General features: G+C 40.7%; 19 protein-coding genes. 11 read left to right on the forward strand and 8 right to left on the reverse strand.

The genetic code is table 11. The features are described from left to right. Positions 1 to 27 precede the first annotated feature (27 nt). From R9C00_14910 to R9C00_14940, 7 genes are all read left to right on the forward strand, one after another. On the forward strand, positions 28 to 1,368 hold the full coding sequence (locus R9C00_14910; protein WPO38749.1) for a DEAD/DEAH box helicase: 1,341 nt from the start codon (positions 28 to 30) through the stop codon (positions 1,366 to 1,368). After that, positions 1,365 to 3,101: a histidine kinase gene (locus tag R9C00_14915; protein ID WPO32992.1), complete on the forward strand. Its 1,737-nt coding sequence runs from the start codon at positions 1,365 to 1,367 to the stop codon at positions 3,099 to 3,101. Before R9C00_14910 ends, R9C00_14915 begins: the two co-directional genes overlap by 4 nt. Positions 3,102 to 3,174: 73 nt before the next feature. Continuing rightward, on the forward strand, positions 3,175 to 3,801 hold the full coding sequence (locus R9C00_14920; protein ID WPO32993.1) for a response regulator transcription factor: 627 nt from the start codon (positions 3,175 to 3,177) through the stop codon (positions 3,799 to 3,801). A gap of 202 nt (positions 3,802 to 4,003) precedes the next feature. Beyond that, positions 4,004 to 4,300 carry a hypothetical protein gene (locus R9C00_14925; GenBank protein WPO32994.1) on the forward strand — a complete coding sequence of 99 codons (297 nt, stop codon included), beginning with the start codon at positions 4,004 to 4,006 and terminating at the stop codon, positions 4,298 to 4,300. A 122-nt stretch (positions 4,301 to 4,422) separates the two neighbouring features. Beyond that, the gene (locus R9C00_14930) at positions 4,423 to 5,529 is read left to right on the forward strand and encodes a hypothetical protein (GenBank protein WPO32995.1); all 1,107 of its coding nucleotides are present in this window, start codon (positions 4,423 to 4,425) and stop codon (positions 5,527 to 5,529) included. 73 nt (positions 5,530 to 5,602) lie between these two features. After that, positions 5,603 to 6,871, forward strand: a complete 1,269-nt coding sequence (locus R9C00_14935; protein ID WPO32996.1) for an aminotransferase class V-fold PLP-dependent enzyme — start codon at positions 5,603 to 5,605, stop codon at positions 6,869 to 6,871. 533 nt (positions 6,872 to 7,404) lie between these two features. After that, on the forward strand, positions 7,405 to 7,650 hold the full coding sequence (locus R9C00_14940; GenBank protein ID WPO32997.1) for a hypothetical protein: 246 nt from the start codon (positions 7,405 to 7,407) through the stop codon (positions 7,648 to 7,650). A 37-nt stretch (positions 7,651 to 7,687) separates the two neighbouring features. Here the strand turns inward: R9C00_14940 and R9C00_14945 are convergent, their stop codons facing one another. Genes R9C00_14945 through R9C00_14955 form a run of 3 tightly spaced genes read right to left on the reverse strand, consistent with a single transcriptional unit; the run spans position 7,688 to position 8,927 of the window. Further along, positions 7,688 to 7,960, reverse strand: coding sequence for a hypothetical protein (locus tag R9C00_14945; GenBank protein WPO32998.1), 273 nt, complete (start codon positions 7,958 to 7,960; stop codon positions 7,688 to 7,690). 12 nt (positions 7,961 to 7,972) lie between these two features. After that, entirely contained in the window at positions 7,973 to 8,269 is a 297-nt protein-coding gene (locus R9C00_14950) for a hypothetical protein (GenBank protein ID WPO32999.1), read from the reverse strand. Positions 8,270 to 8,276: 7 nt separating this feature from the next. Then, positions 8,277 to 8,927, reverse strand: a complete 651-nt coding sequence (locus tag R9C00_14955; GenBank protein ID WPO33000.1) for a hypothetical protein — start codon at positions 8,925 to 8,927, stop codon at positions 8,277 to 8,279. A 208-nt stretch (positions 8,928 to 9,135) separates the two neighbouring features. On the opposite strand from R9C00_14955, the gene R9C00_14960 reads away from it, so the two are divergent. The 3 genes from R9C00_14960 to R9C00_14970 all read left to right on the forward strand — a co-directional run bounded on the left by R9C00_14960 (position 9,136) and on the right by R9C00_14970 (position 11,248). After that, complete coding sequence (locus tag R9C00_14960) at positions 9,136 to 9,369, forward strand: 4a-hydroxytetrahydrobiopterin dehydratase (GenBank protein ID WPO33001.1); 234 nt, start codon at positions 9,136 to 9,138, stop codon at positions 9,367 to 9,369. Between the two features lie 89 nt (positions 9,370 to 9,458). After that, complete coding sequence (locus tag R9C00_14965; protein ID WPO33002.1) at positions 9,459 to 10,574, forward strand: mechanosensitive ion channel; 1,116 nt, start codon at positions 9,459 to 9,461, stop codon at positions 10,572 to 10,574. An 83-nt stretch (positions 10,575 to 10,657) separates the two neighbouring features. Further along, positions 10,658 to 11,248 (forward strand): DUF4202 domain-containing protein, encoded by a 591-nt coding sequence (locus R9C00_14970; protein WPO33003.1) that lies wholly within the window; start codon positions 10,658 to 10,660, stop codon positions 11,246 to 11,248. Between the two features lie 57 nt (positions 11,249 to 11,305). On the opposite strand, the gene R9C00_14975 is transcribed toward R9C00_14970, so the two are convergent. From R9C00_14975 to R9C00_14985, 3 genes are all read right to left on the reverse strand, one after another. Further along, entirely contained in the window at positions 11,306 to 12,025 is a 720-nt protein-coding gene (locus R9C00_14975; GenBank protein WPO33004.1) for a hypothetical protein, read from the reverse strand. Between the two features lie 193 nt (positions 12,026 to 12,218). Further along, complete coding sequence (locus tag R9C00_14980; protein ID WPO33005.1) at positions 12,219 to 14,141, reverse strand: DUF3857 domain-containing protein; 1,923 nt, start codon at positions 14,139 to 14,141, stop codon at positions 12,219 to 12,221. A 55-nt stretch (positions 14,142 to 14,196) separates the two neighbouring features. Next, positions 14,197 to 16,176 carry a transglutaminase domain-containing protein gene (locus R9C00_14985; protein WPO33006.1) on the reverse strand — a complete coding sequence of 660 codons (1,980 nt, stop codon included), beginning with the start codon at positions 16,174 to 16,176 and terminating at the stop codon, positions 14,197 to 14,199. 438 nt (positions 16,177 to 16,614) lie between these two features. On the opposite strand from R9C00_14985, the gene R9C00_14990 reads away from it, so the two are divergent. Next, a complete protein-coding gene (locus R9C00_14990; GenBank protein WPO33007.1) occupies positions 16,615 to 17,607 on the forward strand; it encodes a type I phosphomannose isomerase catalytic subunit in 993 nt (330 codons plus the stop codon). 82 nt (positions 17,608 to 17,689) lie between these two features. Here the strand turns inward: R9C00_14990 and R9C00_14995 are convergent, their stop codons facing one another. After that, the gene (locus tag R9C00_14995; GenBank protein ID WPO33008.1) at positions 17,690 to 18,463 is read right to left on the reverse strand and encodes an SHOCT domain-containing protein; all 774 of its coding nucleotides are present in this window, start codon (positions 18,461 to 18,463) and stop codon (positions 17,690 to 17,692) included. Positions 18,464 to 18,629: 166 nt separating this feature from the next. Beyond that, complete coding sequence (gene alaS / locus R9C00_15000) at positions 18,630 to 21,245, reverse strand: alanine--tRNA ligase (protein WPO33009.1); 2,616 nt, start codon at positions 21,243 to 21,245, stop codon at positions 18,630 to 18,632. Positions 21,246 to 21,472 lie beyond the last annotated feature (227 nt).

A 21,472-nucleotide genomic window follows, 5' to 3' on the forward strand; every position in this document is an offset into this window, starting at 1 on the left:
TATGTAGGGCAACAAAATCAATAGACAATGGCAGAGGAGAAGAAAAGTTTTGAGGATTTTAAATTGAACAAGCAACTGCTAAATGCAATTGCCGATGCGGGCTATACGACCCCTACTCCTATTCAAGAGAAGGCAATTCCACGTATTTTGGCGGGGCAAGATATCTTTGGGATAGCCCAAACAGGAACAGGGAAAACGGCCGCTTATCTTCTCCCCTTGCTCATGAAGGTAAAATATGCACAGGGCGAGCATCCAAGAGCGCTGATCATTGCGCCTACAAGGGAACTTGTCATTCAAATTGACAAAGAAATCTCGAAACTTGGTGCCTATACCGATCTTAGGCACGTGGCGCTTTATGGAGGAATTGGACCCACCAAGCAAATTGAAAGCATGGCTGGCGGGGTTGATATTGTAGTAGGAACACCTGGCAGAATTATCGATATTTACCAACGAGGCGGGGTCTTTTTGAGGCAAGTAAAAACTATGATCCTCGATGAAGCCGACCGCATGATGGACATGGGCTTTATGCCCCAGATAAGAAGCTTGCTCGAACTCCTGCCCGGCAAAAGGCAGCACATGCTCTTCTCGGCTACCATGCCCGAAAAAGTGGTGAAGCTCTCCGAAGAATTCCTAGAATTCCCAGAAATGATAGAAGTTACGCCCCCAGCCACCACTGCCGAAACCATTGAGCAATGCATTTACCGTATCCCAAACTTCAAGTCCAAAATCCATATGCTTCTTTATCTTTTGGAAGATACAGAGGAATTCAAAAGGGTGATTGTGTTTGTAAGGAGGAAAGAAACTGCTGACAATATCGGCAAATTTTTGACACGAAAAGCCGAAGGGGACATTCGGATTGTCCATGCAAACAAAGGGCAAAACTCACGCATCAATGCAATTGACGCTTTTAAAGATGGCGGAGTTCGAGTATTGGTTTCCACCGATGTGTCTTCACGAGGTTTAGATGTGAGCATGGTAAGCCATGTGATCAATTTTGATGTCCCTGTGATGTATGACGATTATGTCCACAGAATTGGCAGAACCGGAAGAGCTGAAAACGAAGGCAAGGCGATAACTTTTTGCAATCCGGCGGAATCGTACCACATCAATAAGATAAAGAAACTTATTCGGATGCAAGTCCCTGAGCTCCCCGTACCAGATGGAGTAGAAATCACCCCTACCGATTTCCACGAGAAGCAGGAACAAGACAGGGAAATTGATGAGCAGAAAAAGAAAGACAACCCAAATTATAAGGGTGCTTTCCATGAAAAAAAGAAACGCCCGCTTACCTCTAAGGAAGATGCCCCATGGCTTCATAGAAATGACAAAAAGAAAAAGAACTTCACGAAAAAGAAAAGGCGGAAATGAGATTTTCGGTAAGGTTCAAGCTAGTTTTACTGATCAACCTTTTGGTAGTCCCATTGGTAGCATTTCTTTCTGTTGTCTTTTACCAACAGTTTAAAGCAGCACTCGACGAGCGGACCTTGCTACACCTTTCTTCTATCCAACAACTGAAAAAAATCCAGATAGAAGACTATATAGAGGAAAAAAGAAAAGTGGTTGCAGAAATCTTCCAGTCCCAGCACGATCCTTTACCCTTATCTTTCGAGGATAGTGTTTTTTATGTAAACACTTCTGATAAAAAAACTTTAGAAAGGCTTCGTATCGATATAGACAGCTTGCGGTCCACTACTGGCATCCAGCTAAAAAACGCATGCTTTTTAACAAAAAACGGCAAGGCCAGCGTACTCTTTTGGCAACAGGCAAATGACACCACCCTTGCTGTTTGCTTTTCCCGGTTAAAAAATATCCAGCAGATTTTGGACGAGCGCACTGGAATGGGACAAACAGGGGAAAGCTATCTGGTAGGCCCTGATCGGGTGATGCTTTCCAAATCCCGTTTTTTTCCTTCTGCACCAAAGGATATACAAGTAAACACAGAAGGGGTACGAAAAGCCCAAAATGGTAAAAAGGGAATGGGTATTTTCCCCGATTACAGAAACATCAGCGTCTACAGTGTTTTTCAACGAATAGAAATCCCTGAACTCAACTGGGTCATTCTTACCGAAATAGATAAAGAAGAAGTTCTTTCCCCGCTGAATGACATGAAGCAAAAGCTCGTTTTGATCTCTTGCCTTATGCTGATTTTTACGGGCATCACCTCTTTTTTCTTAGCCAAGATAATAGTTGCCCCGCTAGTGCGGATGAAAACTTTTCTTACCGAAATGGCCAAGGGGAAATTCAACATCTATGTGCGCGAGCCACGGATGAAAGATGAAATCTACGAAATGTTTAATGCTCTGCAACAGTTGCTACAATCGATCAACGGGGCAAAAAACTTTGCGGATAGTATCGAAAATTTCGATTTCGAACAGAACTACGAGCCCCTCAGCAAATACGATACGCTGGGGAATGCGCTACTGCGGATGAGAGATAAGCTCCTAGAGTACAAAGAAAAAGAGGAACTATTCCAACTAGAAACCCAAAAAGCACTACTAGAAGGCCAAGACAAGGAACAATTTAGGCTTTCCAAGGAACTTCACGACGGATTAGGTCCTTTGCTTACCACCTTGAAAATCACCATCCAGTCCCTGCCTATTTCCGAAAAGGAAATAAACCACCTTACTGAATTGTTGGATGAAACAATTAACGAAGTAAGGAGGATGACCTACAACCTAATGCCACAAGCCCTCATCGATTTTGGCGTAGGCCCTTCGCTTTTGAAATTTGTAGAAACGGTGAAAAGTGCCAGCGGGATTGATATAAAATATGTAAGTTCGTTTGAGCCTGGGCGCACTATTGCTCCTGAAATAAATATGGGGTTATATAGAATAGCCCAAGAAGCGCTCAACAATTCCGTGAAACACGCTGATGCTACCGAAATAAAACTGTCCATTACCGAATTTGAGGACAAGGTTTCCTTCTTTTTTAAAGACAACGGAAAAGGGTTTGATATTGATGAAGTTGAGCTTGGATCGGGAATTTTGAATATGCAAGAGCGCTGTAGGGTGTTGGAAGGGGAATTTTTCTTAGATTCGGATAAAAATGGGACTACTATAGAAATTGAAATCCCAAAATCAAGTACCAGTGCTATTTTATAAAACAACCTTGGTATTGGCAGCCTACTCCTCATGGAAAATGGAATGCCTTTATTAAAGTTCAATCATTTAGTCTATGATAAAAATACTTATAGCTGACGACCACCAACTATTTAGGGATGGTATCATTTCGCTCCTTTCGAGTGTGGAAACATTTGAAGTGCTTGGCGGAGTGAGCAATGGAAAAGAACTACTTGATGAGCTTCGCGCAGGCAAAATGCCTCATGTGGTGTTGCTCGACCTTGGAATGCCTGTAATGGATGGGTTTGAGGTATTGAAAATTGCAAAAAAAGAATTCCCCAAAATAAAGTTTATAGCCATCTCTATGCACGACGACGGGCAGTATGTGGTAAAGTGTGTGCGTAGCGGAGCTTTCGGCTATTTGCTCAAAAATGCTGACAAAGAAGAACTGATTGAAGCGATAGAAACCGTTGTTGATGGGCATAAGTATTTTAACCGACGAATTACGGAGTTGATGATCAACAACATGGCGGTAGAAGGCACACAAATCAAAAAACTATCGGAACGGGAGTCGGAAATATTGGAAATGGTTTCGGATGGAAAAACTACCAAGGAAATTGCCGATGAGCTTTGCGTAAGCACCCGCACCGTGGAGACCCACCGGGTAAATATGATGAAAAAATTAGCTGTGACCAACACCGCAGAGCTAATAAAAAAAGCAGCCCACTTGGGCTTAATCTAGCGATTTTAGTTTTTTTATGCCCTTTCCAAAAAACCATCCGAATAATTACGGATGGTCGCCATCGTATCTTCTTTGTAAAAAAAAATACAATTTTATCGATATAGATTTGAGAGCTACATCAGCGTACTTTTGTATAGAGATTGGTTGAAAGGCCAATCTCCAAAAAAACAAAAAAAAGTATCACACATAAAATATTAAGATCATGTTAATCAAAGCTTCAATCATCGAGAAATACATCAAAAGCGAAAGAGGAATTGTGAGAGCGGGAATCGGCACAACAGTAATCGAAACTCGTTTCTTCTCATCAATGGACAAATTCCACGAATGGTACGATACCTTCAAAGAGCAACTTTGGGAAGACAACAAAGAAAAAGTTGACAAAGTAGAAGGTATTTATGTGAAAACTGAAGAACTCAAAATTGACGACACTTCAGCTCCTAAAAAAATCAACCAGTACGCTACTTTTAGGCCTGGTGTTTCTTACAAATACGCCCACTAAGCTCATATTTAATCAATTTTTATTGATTTCCTTATAGATTGGACAGTCCTCAAGAGTTGGGGACTGTTTTTTTGTTTGTAGAACGTTGTATAAAATTTGGCTTAGGCCTAAGTTTGGCAACTATGAACCAAACTACTACCTCAGAGCACAAAAAAGAAATTGGCGAATTGCTCAAAGAAATTGCCAATCTACAAGCAAAAAAACATCCCCTGCTGCGTGATGGCATTTTTCCTTCTACTCGCGAGCATCGCTTTTTACCCTACCACCGAATCGACGAAAACATTTTCCTTTCTGCCGCTATTTGCTTTCTCCTCCAGCGGTTTCGCCCGCTTTTGACTACAGCCCAACAGAGACTTGCCGATGATATTTGCCAAAAAGTAACCGCTTGTTATCCTTATTACAGGAAAAATACCGAACGGGAAACCTACAATTTCTTCGAGCACAAGCCCAATGCCCACTTCCCCCATGGTATTTTAGCACACCGCTTGCAGTTTCTCCGCCCTGCGGACGATGTAGACGACACCTCGCTCATTTACCTTACTTCAAAAAAAAATGAGAGACAAGTAGCTTGGCTCAAAAACAAGCTTCCACAGCATGCAAACATCAGTTCGGGAAAACAGATTGGACATACTTTTCCCCATTATTCCCACCTTCAAGCTTATTCTACTTTTTTTGGAGAGAAAATGTACATTGAGTTCGATTGCTGCGTGCTCAGCAATCTGCTAATGCTATTGCTCAACAGCGAACAGCCGCTCAATCAGCACGACCTTGACTCATTAAAATACATCACTTCGGTAATAGAGAAAGAAGAGCATATCTCCAGCCCTTTTGTAGTTGCGCCAAGCTATCCAAGGAGCAGTCATATCCTTTACCATACGAGCCGATTAGTACATGTTACCCACCGCCCAGAAGTATTTCCTTTGAGGAAAGCGTTGGTAAAAAGCGTTAGAAAAGAACTTGAAAACCCACCTCGAAACGAAATGGATAGGTTGCTCTTAAGCATTTCGGCGAAGCGCTTAAATATCCCTATTCCTCCAACTATAGCAGGATTCAAGAAGTCACAAATAATTAAAGAGGATTTCTTTTATGTAAGCCTTTGGTCACTAAGCAGCTCTCCCAAGTTTCGTAAATTAGATAAACTTGCTTTTTTTCAAGTGCGATTTCGTTGCCGTGCCTTCAACCTTGCCTTACTTATGGAAAATCACCTTTTAAGTGCAGGAAATCACTAAAGGATGCTAGTTCTGTAAATTTTCTTTCCTAACTTTATTAGAAACACAAATACACAACTACAACAATCATTACATGAACCACAAAAGAAGAAGTTTTCTCAAAAAAATCTCTGCAAGTAGCTTAGGCGCTTTTATTTTCAACCCCACATCAACATTTAGTAACCCTCCAAAAGACCAGCCCCTATACATAGACAAGGGCGAGCTTGATTGGAAAAGTATTAGAAAAACATTCCCGCTCAACACTGAGAAAGTATTTATGAACAACGGTACGATGGGACCATCGCCAACAAGAGTCCTCGATGCCGTTAAAAAAAGAATGGATGCTGTGAACGAAACAGCCTCTTATTCAAAAAAGCATAATACCAGACAAAAACTTGCCGATTTTTTCGGGGTGAAACCCTCCGAATTAGCACTCACACACAATACCTCTGAAGGAATAAATATAGTTGCAAGTGGCTTGCCTCTTTCTAAAGATGATGAAATCATTTTATGTAGCCATGAACATGTAGGAAATGCTTTGCCATGGTTGAACAGGGCAAAAAAAGACGGACTAGTTGTCAAGTCATTTGAACCTGGGGATAGTGTTGCTGAAAACTTAGAGTTGATTAACGCCCTCATTACCAAGCGCACAAAGGTGATAGCTTTGCCTCATGTCACTTGTACTACGGGGCTTGTATTTCCCATAAAAGAGATTGTGGAATTGGCTAAGCCGAAAGGAATTTACACTGCGATTGACGGCGCGCAAGCCCCTGGCTGGAAAGTGATCAATTTAGAGGAATTAGGGTGTGATTTTTATGCTGGTTGCGGACACAAGTGGATGCTCGCCCCAAAAGGAACAGGGTTTCTTTATGTTAAAGAAAGTAAGCTAGATGAACTGGAGCCCTCTTGGGTCGGTGGGTATTCGGATGCTGGATGGACTTTGCAGCCAGCAAAAATAAAAGGCTGGAACCCAACTGCCCATCGCTATGATTTTGCCACTCAAAACGATGCGCTACTGGTCGGATTTGACGAAGCCATTACCTTCTTAGATGAGTTAGGTATTGAATCAATTGAGCTAAGAACTCGGGCTCTAGCTGAAAACCTTTATGAACAACTACAAAGCCTTGGGGAGAAGGTAAAGCTATTGAGTCCCAGCGAAGAAGCTTCTAGAAGCACTTTGATTGGCTTTAGGGTAAACAACGGCATGAATTACAAAGACCTTTGGTCAGAGCTTAACAAGCAAAAATACAGAGTTAGGATGGTGCCCGAAGCAGGATTGAACTCCCTCAGAGTATCCACACATATCTATAATAGCCCCGAAGAGATAGATGGTTTTATAAATACTCTAAAAAATTATCTTTAAAAATAAGGTTGATGACCTTCTAAGCTTACAACAACTTGTTTTGTACAAAAAAGTAATGCAAGAAAAAGCTAAAACTCAAAAATTCAATACCCTAAAAAAGAATTTCTTTGAGCTTTAGCTGAGCTTAAAGAACAGGATCTTGATCTAAAGAACCTGTTTAAAGTAATTCTCAAGGTATATTGTTAACAGCAAGTAGGTTGTCTTCCAGTTTTTTATCCCCATTCACAAAAAGGCTTTCCAAGTAAGAAAAGCCTTTTTTTTATATAAAACGGATAGATTTTTACAAAATTTTAGGCAAAGACACACTGCTCTCAGCGCAAAAAGGAGCAATTACAGGTTTTTTTTTACCCTAAAACGCCAAACCTTACAAGGATTTGGCAATTCAGCTCAATACCAAATGTTCACGCTTGTTAATAGTTACCGATATAGGGTCGTTACTAAGATGCAGGTACAAAAATTGAGACTTGTTTTTGAAAACAATATATGAGCTGACAAACCTCATAAACTAATAACAAACGAAAAACTAAACAAACATGGAAAATTTCAACGCTAGATTGAGCAGCATTACCAAACTTAACTTCGGAAAATGGTCAATGATTTTTTTAATGGCACTGCTTATTGGAGGCACTTCTTGTTCTTCTAATAGCTATGCAAAAAAATCTAAGAAGGAAAACAAGCACTTGTTCTCTGTAAATGGCAGGAAAGTAAACCAATCTAAATGGAGTGTAATGGACAAACACGCAGATTGCCCAACCGGTAGGAGAAGAGAAAAATATTAATTATTGGATCGAACCAAATACCTAAGCTGAAAGCAAGTTAACTACTCGCTTTCAGCTTTTTTATTTCCCCTGCAAGCAAATCTATCTGTTGCTGCATTTCATCTTTTGAAACTGAATCCAAAGCTGGCGTGTCGCTAGCTATTATTTCCAAGTGCTCCACCCGGTTCTTCAGCTCAATCAACATTCTTTTGCTCTCTCCATCAAACCCATTATTACTTTTCAGCTTCATGCGCTGATACCCTAAAATCATTCCACCTACTATTGCTATAATAGGGATCATTAAAGCAACAAAACCTAAAAAATACTCCATAGAAAAAATAGATTAATTACTTACTTTCAACTGTTTAATCTCATTTGCTAAATAATCGATTTGATGTTGGAGTTCTTGTGTAGAAGCTCCTTCAAGTTGGCTAATATCAGGGTCGCTAGTAACCATTTCCAAGTTTTCCACCCTTTTCCTTAAGCTAGCATTTTCTTGTTTTAGCTCTTCGAGCAATCTTAAATCTCCACCGCCCAATGCTTGCCTTTCAAGCTTCATTTTTTGGACTTTGTAATAATAGCTTCCAATAATTGCCACAATTGGAATAGAAAGAGCAAACAACGGAACCAATATTCCCATAATAATTCTACGATTTAAAAAGTTGATACATTTCTACACTTTCACGGATCGCCGTTTTAGATTCTTCGTCAAGCACCATGTCCTCAAAAGAAGAGTCGCCAAGGAAGCGTACCCAAATTTCTTTATCGGTATTTTCAGCTATAAGTTGCAAAATCTGCCTATCTTTTTCGCCCCCATACCTTATAAACTCGTATTTTTCACCACTTTGAGCAGCCAATCTAGGGGTTGCGACTCTTGGCACTAACGTACTGTCTATCACTTGATCTCCTACCCTCACCAATATTTGCGTATGGTCAAGCGATTGAGCTCCTGTATAATGGCTAACCAAATAAAGTTCTCCATTTTCATTGAGGTGTGCTGCCAAACCTGTGCCTTTAGGGAGTTTCAACCCCCACCTCTTGTGGTAATACCAAATACTAGCTTCATCATCCTTGTCCTGAATAAACTTTTCTTTAAGGACCTCGTAAATCTCCAACTTTTCTTCTTCCAAGCCTGAAACGCCTACCAAATCGGCTGTTTCTATTTCCCCAACAACTTCTGCTTTTTTGCATTTATCTGCCAAGTAGGCTTCTAGATCTCTTTTTTCCAAAAAAGAGTGGTAAACACCTACGCCTATTACTAGTGAGGTAATGGAGAAAATAGTTAGGAACAGCTTCATAAGTAATTGGGGTTAGTCAAGAATAATTGGACACTGCAAAACATTTCAATCTAAAGCTAATAGAAGAAACTTTATAAAGCAAGGTGATTTTTTCTATCGGCAGCAATCTATGTTGAATGGCAGAAAAACAGAATTCATATCTAGATTTTTGAAAACAATTATCGCCTCAGGGTATTTAAAAAGTAGGTAACAAAAAACGTATTGCATTATGTGGAAAGAAGAAGATAATAAATTGGTGAGATTTTTCGAGTTCAAGAATTTTGTGGAGGCTTTCGCCTTTATGACCCAAGTGGCACTCATAGCCGAAAAGCACGACCACCACCCCTTGTGGACAAACGTGTACAACCAAGTAAAAATCAAACTCAGCACGCACGATGCTGGAGACAAAATCACCGAAAAAGACAGAAAACTTGCGAAAGCGATAGATGAAATATTTGAATAAAAGACACAATAACACCTTGCTAAGATATTTTTTTTGAATCTGCGTAGATTTAAAAAAAAAATTACCACATCACTCTCAACTAGGCTTATATGAAATTCAATATTGACCAACTTTTCCAAATAGACGAAGTAAAAGCTAAAAATGCACTCGAATACCTGCTCTATGCAGCCATCATATTTGGTGTATTAATGCTTTTTTACTTTTTATTCAATATCTACTTAAAAAAGCTAGAAGGAAAAGGAAAGTATCCGTATGTGTCCAAATTGAGAAAATCGCTCAGAGCTCCAGTTTTTTTACTCGCACTTTTTATATCGCTTATCGTTCCCCTTCAGGTAGTTGAGCTTCCCGACAAAATCAATAGTCCATTACAGATAATTTTAAAATTGATCCTGATTGGGCTAAGTGCATGGACGGCAATTCGAGCTATTAGCCTCACAAAGCACCTTGTACTAAGGAAATACGATATTACAGGAAAGGATAACCTGAAGGCCAGAAAAGTATATACACAGTTCAGGGTAATGGAGCGCATCTTGATTTTTATCATCGTGATTGTAGCCCTCTCTTTAGGTTTAATGACTTTTGAAAGCATCCGAAAGTTTGGCGTAAGCCTGATAGCATCTGCGGGTATTGCCGGAATCATCCTTGGCTTTGCGGCACAGAAAGCACTGGGAACGGTGCTAGCAGGCTTTCAAATTGCCATTACTCAACCCATTCGGCTAGAAGATGTAGTGATAGTGGAAAACGAATGGGGCTGGATAGAAGAAATAAACCTGACGTATGTGGTAGTGAGAATTTGGGATCAGCGAAGGTTGGTACTACCTACAAACTACTTCATAGAAAAACCTTTTCAGAACTGGACACGGACCAGTGCCGAAATCCTTGGAACAGTATTTATCCATACCGATTACAATGTACCTTTTGATGCCTTACGAGAAGAACTCACCCGATTGCTTGAAGCCAGCGAACTTTGGGACAGGCGAGTAAACGTATTGCAAGTGACGGATGCAAAGGAAAGAACGGTGGAAATAAGGGCGCTGATGAGCGCAGTAGACTCGCCTACCGCTTGGGATTTAAGAGTGTATGTCCGAGAAGGATTGATAAGCTTTTTACAGAAAAACTACCCTGAAAGCTTGCCAAGAACTAGGGTAGTCATGGAAGATAACTTAGCGAGCAAGCCTGATAGGATGTTGGAAAACAATCCATAGTAATTAAAAGATGAGAGCTGTATAATTCTGTTTTTTTGAAAAATAATAGTCTAATTTGCGAGACAAGCAAAACAGAAGAAAAGATGAGCAAATTAGAAAACACTCTCAAAGCATTTGATGCCGCTAACACAGAAGATCCCAACAAAGAAACATGGGAAGGGAAAGAATATCCCAAAGAGCTGATATATGGGCAAAGAATGAGCGAAATGCTCGGAAAATATAGCGAAGGAGAAACCCCAAGCGAAACACTCCAACTTGCCTCGCGCTGCCAGCACATTCGTCGCTGGACTATTCCCCGAAGCGATTACCCCATGGACAGGAAGGGTTACCTCAAATGGCGGACGCAATTAAAAATATTCCATGGCGAAGAAGCTGGGAAAATCATGGCTGAACATGGCTATGATGAGGAAACTATTCAGACAGTGAAAGATTTGCTGATGAAAAAGAACCTCAAAAAAGACCCCGAAAGCCAAGCACTGGAAGACGTAATCTGCTTGGTATTTCTACAGTATTATTATGATGACTTCCTTGCCAAGCACCCAGAAGAAAAAATCATCGAAATCCTCCAGAAAACATGGGGCAAAATGACGGAAAAAGGGCATGACCACGCTCTTCAACTTCAGTACACCGACAAGGGTTTGCTGCTAGTTAAACGGGCATTAGGATTAGCCTAAAAATGTCGCCCAAAGTCTAGTTAGTTTTACAAGAGGTAGACTTTGGGCAGTTTTTAATCATTCTCCTATACCAACGTCCCCTGTTTCAACTTCTTCCACTTCTTCGTACACCTGACCGGTAAAATCTTGATAGAACACCGCAGGCTTCAGGTCTGTATTTCCTAATATTGTCTCTATCTTTTCCTCACGAACTTCTTTATCATTTTCAGAAAGAGCCCTGTTCACCAAAACGGCAAAGGAAATATCTGTCAAGTCTGTTGAAAGGTTAGTTGATTTCACCCAGCCCGTTGTAAACCACTGGTCTTCTTTGCGCTTCCCTTTTACTTTCACCCACTCTCCTTTTTCTTCCCGAATAGCCACAAAATCCATTCGATCAAAAGCAGTTTGTGTAGAAGTAAGTAAATCTGGCCTTTTATAAATAGTTGCATCGTTGAGAATTACCCCAGGCGTAGCATCTACTGCCAAAAAATCATCTTGAGACCATCCTTCTGTGCCGTCGGTGAGGCGAATTTTGGTATACAACCTTTCCCTTTGAGAATTTGTATCCAACACAGATTCCCCCCAAGAAGTAACTGCTTCGCCAAGATAGATGGACGTGAGGTATTTGGATTTTGCACTTGGGCTTTCCCGCACCGAAAGCTCTTCCCAAAGGCAAATAGTTTTGGTTTCCTCGGAGAGCTTATGCTCTTTCTGAACCGTAGGTTTCGTATTCTGTAGCTTGTCGCAAGCAGAAAGGCTTAGCAAAAGAAGGCTGGCTAATGTAAAATATAGTTTCATGATTTTGTGAGAATGTTGGTAAAATATCTTCTTCAAATGAAGCTGTCTAAAGTTAGCAGGCAGCTTTCCTTTTACAAAGCAAGTATAGTGCAAACGAGTGTATAGAAGTTGGAAAATAGCAAAACACCAGCATTGCAAAAAAATAGCCCCAACTGAGCTGGGGCTATTGAAAATCTAAAACTATAATTGAAACCTAGGTTTTATTCACAAAAACCAGCCGCTTTTTATCGGCTTTATTTACTTTCTTAAGGAAGTCCCTAAACTCAACATACGATTCTTTTGAATACCTACCCGAGTTCATTTCCATCCTTCTGGTATACGTAACCTTATTCCCCTCTACCTTTATTCTCGATTCGTAAAGCCCAAAATCCGATTCAATTTTCTGATCTCTTGCGACCGACTCCAAATGATAATTCTCCGGAATCTGGTATACCATCGTATCTATATCTATAAAATCGTAGTACTTGCTGAGGTAAACATCATTCTTCCTCTCCTCCAATTCTTTAGGAACACCATCCCATTTCGACAATAAGTTTGGTCGAAGAAACAAGCGCTTCCCACTTTTAGATGCACATTTTCTGATAGAAATCTCCATGGCTTCTTCTACATACGGAGAATCATCCTTGTGCCTTACCAGGTTAAAATCGAGAATATCAAACGTTGAAATATCCAATTTCTCGTACAACCATTCTTTTTGATCTTCTTTTGGCACCTCTACCACAAAAGCCCTTGTACCTTCCTGCAATGCATGGTACTCATTATTTAACTTCCCCTTAGCGTTTCCTTCTTCGTCCAATACAAACTCCCCTACCCTCAAGAGCAAGTTTTCATGCTTATCGTAAGCAGGTGTGCGAACAATCTTGCCACCTTCTTCTGAAAACAGCAGCACATCCCTATCATCTGTAAAATCGCCAAGGTAATTGAATGCTTCTGTCTGGCTGGTACACTCTAGCCAAATAGTGTCGCTTTCTTGGGGTACGCAAAGAATAACATGGTTGAACTGAGCTGAAGGGAAATCTGTAAGAATTGGGTCATCATCATCGCCAGCTTTTACCAAAGCTACATGAGATTTTATCCCGACTTCTTTCAGCAGCGCATGAGTATAATTCACCAAGGCCTTGCAATCGCCATAACCTTTTTCTGCTACCAAAGAAGCTGGAAAAGGTTGCCACCCCCCTATTCCCAACTGAATACTCACGTACCTGGTGTTTTCCTGAAGATACTTGTAAACCGCCTTTATTTTGTCCACTTCATTATCCAAGCCACTTACCACCTTTTGTATTTCGGCAACTGCCTCTGGGGAAAGCTCCTGCCTGTTATCCCAAAGTTGGTAAATAAACTTTCCGTACGAATCCCAAGAACTCAAATCTCCATCAAAACCTTCTAAAGAAAAAGCGGAAGGAGCGAGTAATACATATGCCTCATCTTCATTGTTGGTATATCCTTCTGGCTTGTAAGCTTTGAGATTCCTAGCTTCCCAACGAAAAACATTCTTTCCTGCCTTTACAGTTTTTATTTCACCATTGCACTTGTCAAAGTTCATCTCCTTGTACCGAAGCTCTAGCCCCTCGGGCATAATCACCTCGTAATAAGACAATTCCACCGCCGATTTGGATGTTGGGTGCGGAAACCAAGGTCTGTAAAACATCAAGCCTTCGTATTCAACTTCCAATTCAAATTCCACTGTGTAGGGATACTGATGGTAAGTCAATTCGGCAACTTTCATTCGGTTATCATCGAACAAGGAACTGCCAGAAACTGCACTCTGATCTTTGATATCGATATTTTTCAGTTTGTCAACCTCACTACCAAAAGCATCATAAACAGTTCCCTTTATCAAGTTGATCTTTTTTAGCTTATCATAGCCTGTGGCAAGCTCCGCATGCCTTTTCCCATTCTTATTCAAAATAGTGTAGGCCCACTTGGTCTTGAACACGCCATGCCCCTTATCCTTCACTTCAAAAACGTTGCTATCGAAGCGCAAAACAGCATCTGCTCCTTCCAGCAACTCCTCTGGTATAGCACTTACAGGGTATTTGGGGTCATTTTTCGCCAGTAACCCTCCAGAACATATAGTTAGAAGTAAAAGCGATAGAATAATTGACTGTAACTTCATATGTATTGAATAATTAAAAGTTGAATTCTAAAATGCACATAGCAACATATTAAAACTATGTCCTTCTTTTTAATACTAATTGCTCGGCCTCTTTTTCTATAATTTGAGCAAAAAACTCTTTCAACACAGCATAATCTGATGGAGCAAAAAGAGTTTGGTTAATCTTGACTGTATTCGTAACCATAAGCACCCCACCTTGCTGGAAGATTCTATAAGAAAAACTACCAGCCTTGTTGGGTAATGCAATTGCTACAGATTCAGGTATTTCTTCCACATCAAAACCCTCGGGAAGAGTAAAAGTCATTTTGAATGATTGCAATATCTTAGAACCAAAATCAACAGGATATTCTCTTTCTTCTTGTTTGAAAGGGTTTTCCTCAAAAGACTTAACCAAAACAGGGTTAAGATAAAGCATATCATCTTCAGTAGTCAAGCCATCTAATGTAAATTTGATAGAGTTTTTAACAGGTTGGGCAAGGTCTTTCTTTACCCCTTCTATTTTATATTCATCTATCAAGATACCTGTTTCATCTCCGTTCCAATTCTCCTCCATGTATTTTTCCTCATCTGTTCGCAGAATTTCACTTCTCATCACCCTAGCCGCATAACTTCCCGATATCGCTCGCATTTCACCTGCAAACTCCCCATCTTCGTTCACCCTCATCACTACATTTACCACTTCGGTAATCATTCCGCCAGTATCAATATTTATCCAATCTGTATGTGCCTCAGTAATAATCCTTCCTTGCCCATTCATACATTTGTAAGGCACCATTCCTACAGGTAAAAGTGGATCTGTTGCATCAATCAAAAACTTCTGTTCACCTGTTCTCACATAAGCCAGTACATAATTAAAATCATCAAGTTTAGGGAAAAATTGATTTACCCTACCATGTTGCCTTGTGCTCAGGATAACGGGGTCCGCTTTTAGCCCAGCTTCCCTCAACATCACTATCATCATCAAATTCATATCAGCAGAATTGCCCTTATGCTCATCCAAAGCTTTCTTTATTCCATTAGAATACAGACTGTTTATTTCATCCCATTTCACATTGTTTTGTACAAATGAAACAATAGCCGCTATTTGTTCTTCTGGAGTAGAATGCTGTGCACAAATAGCTTTTACCTCACTTTTCAAAAAACCAGTCCGTCCCAATTGATACCCAAAATTTTCAGATTCCATCAGTTGTCTTGCCACTTTTGGCCAAGTAGCCGACACATCCTTCCTAGAGTCATTCGGGTAGTCCGTATAGATCAATTGATATTCGATCTTTTTCACGTAGTCTTCGTAGGTAGTCACAAAATCTTCGAGCTCCAGGGCTGGCGCATCTTTTACAACCCACAAGTCTTGGTTCACTCTATAATCCAAACTTTCCCCTTGTCCAAGGTTGATATTTCCTCTCTTTTCAGATGTTTGATGGTCAGTGAATGCAAAATGCCCCTGAGGGAATGGGCGATAACCAAAATATTCTGGAATTTCAGTTTGATATTCGCTATACAATACGGGAATATCCTCTTGGAAGTACCATTCCTGAAGATTAAAGATAAAGTCTGAAAGAATACTATATTCTATTTCATAGATGGCTCCCTCTTCAATATTCGGCATGGTAAACTTATGTCTATACCAATTACCACGGATATGCTCTTTAAACACATCTTTCTTCTCCAACTTAAACTTCTCTACTTTACCATTTTTCACTACATAAGTATGGCCTTTCAAGCTTGTTATCTTTTCATCATTTCCACCTTCATCGTAAAGAACAACAGAAAAGTCAGCGTGCTCATAACCTTGTTTGTTCAGGATTTTCACCCTACGATGCCTTTTGTGGTAAAGCTGGAAACCCTCGCTACCATACTGAATGTAACTCCTCCCCTTGTCGAAAAGAACGACCGCATTTGCAGCTGTGTCTTTTTCATAAACTTTCATATCCAGCTCACTTTGATCAAACTTCCCATACTTCACCTTAAGTTGGGCAAAAGCGGCAGTGCAATTCAACCCAATAAGAAGGGTCAGTACTAGAAAACAAGTTTTCATAATTAGCAGAAATTTAGTTGGGAAAAGGCTTCCCATATGGATTTATATATTAACAAAATATAAAATTGACTCTTTAGAGGTATCACACCAGATCGTATCGTCATAAAACTAATTGCAAAATATTATACTGCAATTTCAAAAAATATCGATAATAGTGGCTTAAATGAATTATACACAAAATGTTACATCTTGATATGTAAAACCCAATTATAATATATACTTTGTTTTACCCAAACGAGACATCGTTAATAATTGTATATTCCCCATAAAAAAATAGATTTTTATATGATTAGGTGAAATATTTTTTTTGCCTATCGCACACTTTTATTGTTGGGCTTCATTTCCTATCTTGCTAACCTTTTTTAATGGGCTGATTCTATTGATTTTTTTAACACTTCAACAACACTATTTTTTGTTTTTAAACTTAAACACATAAAAATGTCGACATTATATCCACTCAAATTCAAGACTATATTTAAAGACAAGCTTTGGGGCGGTGAAAAGATGAAAACCGTACTTGGAAAAGATTTTTCCCCCTTACCCAACTGCGGCGAGACCTGGGAGATTTCGGGTGTGGAAGGAAATATTTCTGAGGTAAGCGAAGGGGAACTAGAAGGAAAATTGCTTACTGAGCTTATAGAAACTTACAAAGACAAACTAGTGGGCAAAAAGGTTTATGAAAAGTTTGGGGATGAATTCCCACTTTTAGTAAAATTTATCGATGCCAACGATGACCTTTCTATCCAAGTCCACCCTGACGATAAACTAGCTGCCGAGCGCCATAATTCTTTTGGCAAAACCGAGATGTGGTACGTGTTCCAAGCAGATGAAGGAAGTAAACTAAATGCAGGCTTCAGCAAGGAAGTGGACAAAGAAACCTATCTCAAGCACCTAAAGGAAAATACGCTTGATGAAATCTTGAATATTGAAGAAGTCCAAGCCGACGATGTGTATTTCATTCCCGCCGGAAGAGTCCACTACATAGGCAAAGGATGCCTACTTGCGGAAATACAACAAACTTCTGACGTTACCTACAGAATTTATGATTTTGACAGGAAAGATGACAAGGGAAATGCGAGGGAGTTGCACACCGAGGAAGCACTTGATGCCATCGATTACAAGCACTATGATCAGTACAAAACCGAGTATAAAAAAGAGGAAAACACCTGCACGAAACTGGTAACTTCAGATTATTTCGAGACCAAAGTATTGAGATACACAGGTGAAGAAACCGAACGTGATTACCGCCACCTCGATTCCTTTGTTATTTATGTTTGCTTTGAAGGAAAAGTTGAATTGGAATATGCGGATGGAAAAATTACCATTGAAAAAGGAGATGCCGTTCTACTCCCCGCCAGCTTGAAATACGTGAAATTAAAGCCAAAATCGCAATACAGAATGCTTGAGTCTTATGTACCTAACTTCATTTAGCACATAAATTTACATAGAAAACAAACAAAAACAGCCCACGCATAAGCGTGGGCTGTCTAGTTTTGAAGATCTATAAAACCGTTTACAACCTGCCAAGAAGCTCAGCTTTTTTGCTATCAAACTCTTCAGCTGAAAGTATTCCCTTGTTTTTTAATCCAGCTAATTTTTCGATTTTCACAAAAATATCTTCTTCCAAATCGCTGTTGGTTTCAACTTGAGATGGTTGCTGCGCTTGATTATTTTGCGGAGCAGGATCTCGCTGAGGCTTCGGACGGTTGTCTTCACCCGATACAATCGGTAACGAGTTCAGGTCAACATTTCCATATTGGCTGGTAAACGAAACCGAATATCCTCCGCCTTGCTGCTGCCCTACCCCTCCTATCTGGTGATCCAGTGTGTCATAAATAGTCACTTTTCCATTCAGCTGAATAGCCAAGCGAGATATTTGGTTAAAGATGGCGTAGTTCATACCATTTTGGCTACCAGTCGAATTTGGAAAACCTAAATCTCCCCACCAGTTACCACCATACTGCCCACCCTGCTGACCTTGGTGCTGCTTGGGTTTTGGAAGAGGCACATACTGAACAGCGCCCTGATTTATCAGGTTTGAAATATCTATACAAAGCCCATCAACAACTGCTTTCAAATTATTGTTGAACATATCTCCTACCATAGTCATTCCGCCCTGCATCCATTGCCCACCGCCACCAAGCTCTGGAATGTTAAATTGAGCCATGCTTCCACCGCTCATCATCAGCGCATGTGCCAAGTCCTGCGCTGCGCCTGAACTCACACCGTACCTGTTCGCTATATTTGTCAAATTCTGGATGCTAACATCCGTAAATCTTGCATTCATTTCTTTATTGCGCTTTTTGTTAAAAATATCCTTGCAGATAACATTTTGATGCAAAGTTAGCGATAAGCCTTATCAATCAAGCACGTTTCTCAATAAGTTCATGGTTTGTTTTGAAACAAAAAAGCCCCACGCTGTGCGTAGGGCTTAATTCCACAAATTGACGGTGTTACAATAATTCTTTAGAATCAGCTAGGGCTTTTTCCAACCCACTTGCGTCCTTCCCACCCGCTGTAGCAAAGAAAGGTTGGCCGCCACCGCCACCTTTTATATTTTTAGCAAGCTCTTTCACGATCTTGCCAGCGTGCATTTCCTTCTCTTTCACTAGCTCATCGGAAATCATTACTGCCAACATCGGCTTGCCATTGAACTCTGTACCCAACACCATGAACAGGTTATCGACCAACTTACGAGTTTCAAAAGCTAAGGCCCGAAGGCTGTCATTGTCAGGAACGCTCACTTTAGCAGCGATGTAATTCACGCCATTAATCTCTTTTGCCTGAGCCACCAAGTCTTTCTTCAGATTTTGCAATTCCTTTTGCTGAAGCGTAGCCAAGCTTTTGGCAATTGCATTTTTTTCATCCACCAAGCTCTGCACCGCTTTCACCAAATCTTTCGGGTTTTTCAATAGCTCTTCTACTTCTTTGAGCAACGAATCTTGCTGCACCACAAACTCCTCCATCGCTTCGCCCGTGATCGCCTCTATCCTTCTCACACCTGCAGCCACTGAACTTTCTGAAGTGATTTTGAGCATGCCGATTTTGCCCGTAGCTGGCACGTGCGTACCTCCGCAAAGCTCCACCGAGTAGTCTTTGTCGAAGGTGATCATACGAACAAATTCACCGTATTTCTCTCCAAACAATGCCGTTGCGCCCATCGCTTTCGCATCCTCTATCGGTACATTTCGTTTCTCGTCTAGTGCGATATTTTCCCTGATTTTCGCATTCACTAGTTGCTCTACTTCACGAATTTCTTCGTCCGTCATTTTTGCAAAGTGCGAAAAGTCAAAGCGCAAAATACTTTCGTTTACATACGAACCTTTCTGCGCAATATGATCGCCCAATACTTGTTTCAAAGCTGCTTGGAGCAAGTGCGTAGCCGAGTGATTATTTTCCGTTGCCCTGCGCTTACTTTCATCTACCACACAACGGAAAGTAGCCGAAAGATCTTTGGGAAGTTTCGGGGCAAACTGAATAATTAAATCATTTTCCTTTTTAGTATCGAAAATGGCAATTTTCTCCCCATCGGCTTCCAAGTAGCCTTTATCGCCTACTTGCCCACCACTTTCCGCATAGAATGGAGTTGTCTCCAACACTAGTTGATAAAGCGTTTTCTTCTTCTCTTTCACCTCGCGGTAACGCAAAATTTTCGATTCCGACTCCAAGGCCTCGTATCCTACAAATTCAACTTCATCGCCTTCGTTCACCACTATCCAGTCGCCCGTTTCAGAAGTCGCATCAATTTGCGAGGTCCTCCTCTGTTCAGCCATAGCCTCTTTAAAACCTTGCTCATCTACTTCAAAGCCATTCTCCCCTGCGATCAAGGCAGTGAGGTCATAAGGGAAACCGTAAGTATCGTACAGCACAAAAGCAGCTTTTCCATCCACTTTTTTCGAGCCTTCATTTTTCTCTATGTATTCGCCCAAGATTGCCAAGCCTTTTTCCAGTGTACGCAAGAAAGAAGATTCTTCTTCCTTAATCACCTTTTGGATAAATGCTTTTTGAGAAAGAATTTCGGGGAATACCTCACCGAACTGCTCACCCAAAATATCTACCAGCTCGTACATGAAAGGTTCTTTGAAATTGAGGAAAGTCGTTCCATAGCGAACCGCCCTTCTCAAAATCCTACGGATCACATAACCCGCCTTGTTGTTCGATGGAAGTTGCCCATCGGCAATGGCGAATGAGATCGCGCGGATATGATCAGAAATCACTCGAATAGCGATATCCACTTTCTCGTCGTCACCATACTTCACATCTGCTTTCTTAGCCAAATAGCTGATGAGCGGGGTAAAAACATCCGTATCGTAGTTCGACTTTTTCTTTTGGATAGCCATCACCAAGCGCTCGAAGCCCATTCCTGTATCTACGTGCGTATCAGGAAGCTTCTTTAACTCTCCGCTTGCCAATCGGTTGAACTGGATGAAAACGAGGTTCCATATTTCCACCACCAACGGGTCATCTTGGTTCACCAAATCCTTACCAGGTACTTTTGCCACATCGGCTTCGTCCCGCAGGTCAATATGGATCTCGGAGCAAGGGCCACAAGGACCAGAATCGCCCATTTCCCAAAAATTATCTTTTTTAGAAGCATAAAGAATCCTATCTTCCTCAACAAAAGCTTTCCACAATTCAGCTGCTTCTTTATCTGGCTCCAGCCCGTCTTTTTCATCTCCTTCAAACACCGTTACGTACAAACGGTCTTTGGGCAATCTGTACACATCGGTAAGCAGCTCCCAAGCCCAAGCAATTGCTTCTTTTTTGAAATAATCGCCAAACGACCAGTTACCCAGCATCTCGAACAGCGTGTGGTGATAGGTATCCAGACCTACTTCTTCCAAATCGTTATGCTTTCCAGAAACCCTCAAACACTTTTGCGTATCGGCCACACGAGGATTTGAGGCGACCTTATTTCCCAAAAAATAATCTTTGAACTGGTTCATGCCCGCATTGATGAACATCAGCGTAGGGTCATTTTTGACCACTAGTGGCGCTGAGGGCACTATTTGGTGTTCTTTATTTTTAAAAAAGTCTAAAAACTGCTGTCTGATCTCCTTGGCTTCCATTTATTTCTCCTAAGCTTTCTTCTTTATACAAATACCCCCAAACTTTCTTCGGGGATTTCTTTTTCAATCGCTAAAATTACTGATTTTACTAGAGTAAGCGGCAAATGTAAAATAGGTTTTTGAAAAAATGTTTATTCTCCCCAACTATCCTCACAGAGGGGCAAAAAATCCTGATGCTTGCGAAGGCTTAAAATTCTGTTTACATTTGTTCCCAAATAGAACCTATA

This window comes from Flammeovirgaceae bacterium SG7u.111 (assembly GCA_034044135.1).
Classification (GTDB): domain Bacteria; phylum Bacteroidota; class Bacteroidia; order Cytophagales; family Flammeovirgaceae.

Bases quoted from the DNA above. Each gene is read 5' to 3' on its own strand.
- R9C00_14910 (WPO38749.1), top strand. From the start codon at position 28: ATGGCAGAGGAGAAGAAAAGTTTTGAGGATTTTAAATTGAACAAGCAA.
- R9C00_14915 (WPO32992.1), top strand. From the start codon at position 1,365: ATGAGATTTTCGGTAAGGTTCAAGCTAGTTTTACTGATCAACCTTTTG.
- R9C00_14920 (WPO32993.1), top strand. From the start codon at position 3,175: ATGATAAAAATACTTATAGCTGACGACCACCAACTATTTAGGGATGGT.
- R9C00_14925 (WPO32994.1), top strand. From the start codon at position 4,004: ATGTTAATCAAAGCTTCAATCATCGAGAAATACATCAAAAGCGAAAGA.
- R9C00_14930 (WPO32995.1), top strand. From the start codon at position 4,423: ATGAACCAAACTACTACCTCAGAGCACAAAAAAGAAATTGGCGAATTG.
- R9C00_14935 (WPO32996.1), top strand. From the start codon at position 5,603: ATGAACCACAAAAGAAGAAGTTTTCTCAAAAAAATCTCTGCAAGTAGC.
- R9C00_14940 (WPO32997.1), top strand. From the start codon at position 7,405: ATGGAAAATTTCAACGCTAGATTGAGCAGCATTACCAAACTTAACTTC.
- R9C00_14945 (WPO32998.1), bottom strand. From the start codon at position 7,960: ATGGAGTATTTTTTAGGTTTTGTTGCTTTAATGATCCCTATTATAGCA.
- R9C00_14950 (WPO32999.1), bottom strand. From the start codon at position 8,269: ATGGGAATATTGGTTCCGTTGTTTGCTCTTTCTATTCCAATTGTGGCA.
- R9C00_14955 (WPO33000.1), bottom strand. From the start codon at position 8,927: ATGAAGCTGTTCCTAACTATTTTCTCCATTACCTCACTAGTAATAGGC.
- R9C00_14960 (WPO33001.1), top strand. From the start codon at position 9,136: ATGTGGAAAGAAGAAGATAATAAATTGGTGAGATTTTTCGAGTTCAAG.
- R9C00_14965 (WPO33002.1), top strand. From the start codon at position 9,459: ATGAAATTCAATATTGACCAACTTTTCCAAATAGACGAAGTAAAAGCT.
- R9C00_14970 (WPO33003.1), top strand. From the start codon at position 10,658: ATGAGCAAATTAGAAAACACTCTCAAAGCATTTGATGCCGCTAACACA.
- R9C00_14975 (WPO33004.1), bottom strand. From the start codon at position 12,025: ATGAAACTATATTTTACATTAGCCAGCCTTCTTTTGCTAAGCCTTTCT.
- R9C00_14980 (WPO33005.1), bottom strand. From the start codon at position 14,141: ATGAAGTTACAGTCAATTATTCTATCGCTTTTACTTCTAACTATATGT.
- R9C00_14985 (WPO33006.1), bottom strand. From the start codon at position 16,176: ATGAAAACTTGTTTTCTAGTACTGACCCTTCTTATTGGGTTGAATTGC.
- R9C00_14990 (WPO33007.1), top strand. From the start codon at position 16,615: ATGTCGACATTATATCCACTCAAATTCAAGACTATATTTAAAGACAAG.
- R9C00_14995 (WPO33008.1), bottom strand. From the start codon at position 18,463: ATGAATGCAAGATTTACGGATGTTAGCATCCAGAATTTGACAAATATA.
- alaS (WPO33009.1), bottom strand. From the start codon at position 21,245: ATGGAAGCCAAGGAGATCAGACAGCAGTTTTTAGACTTTTTTAAAAAT.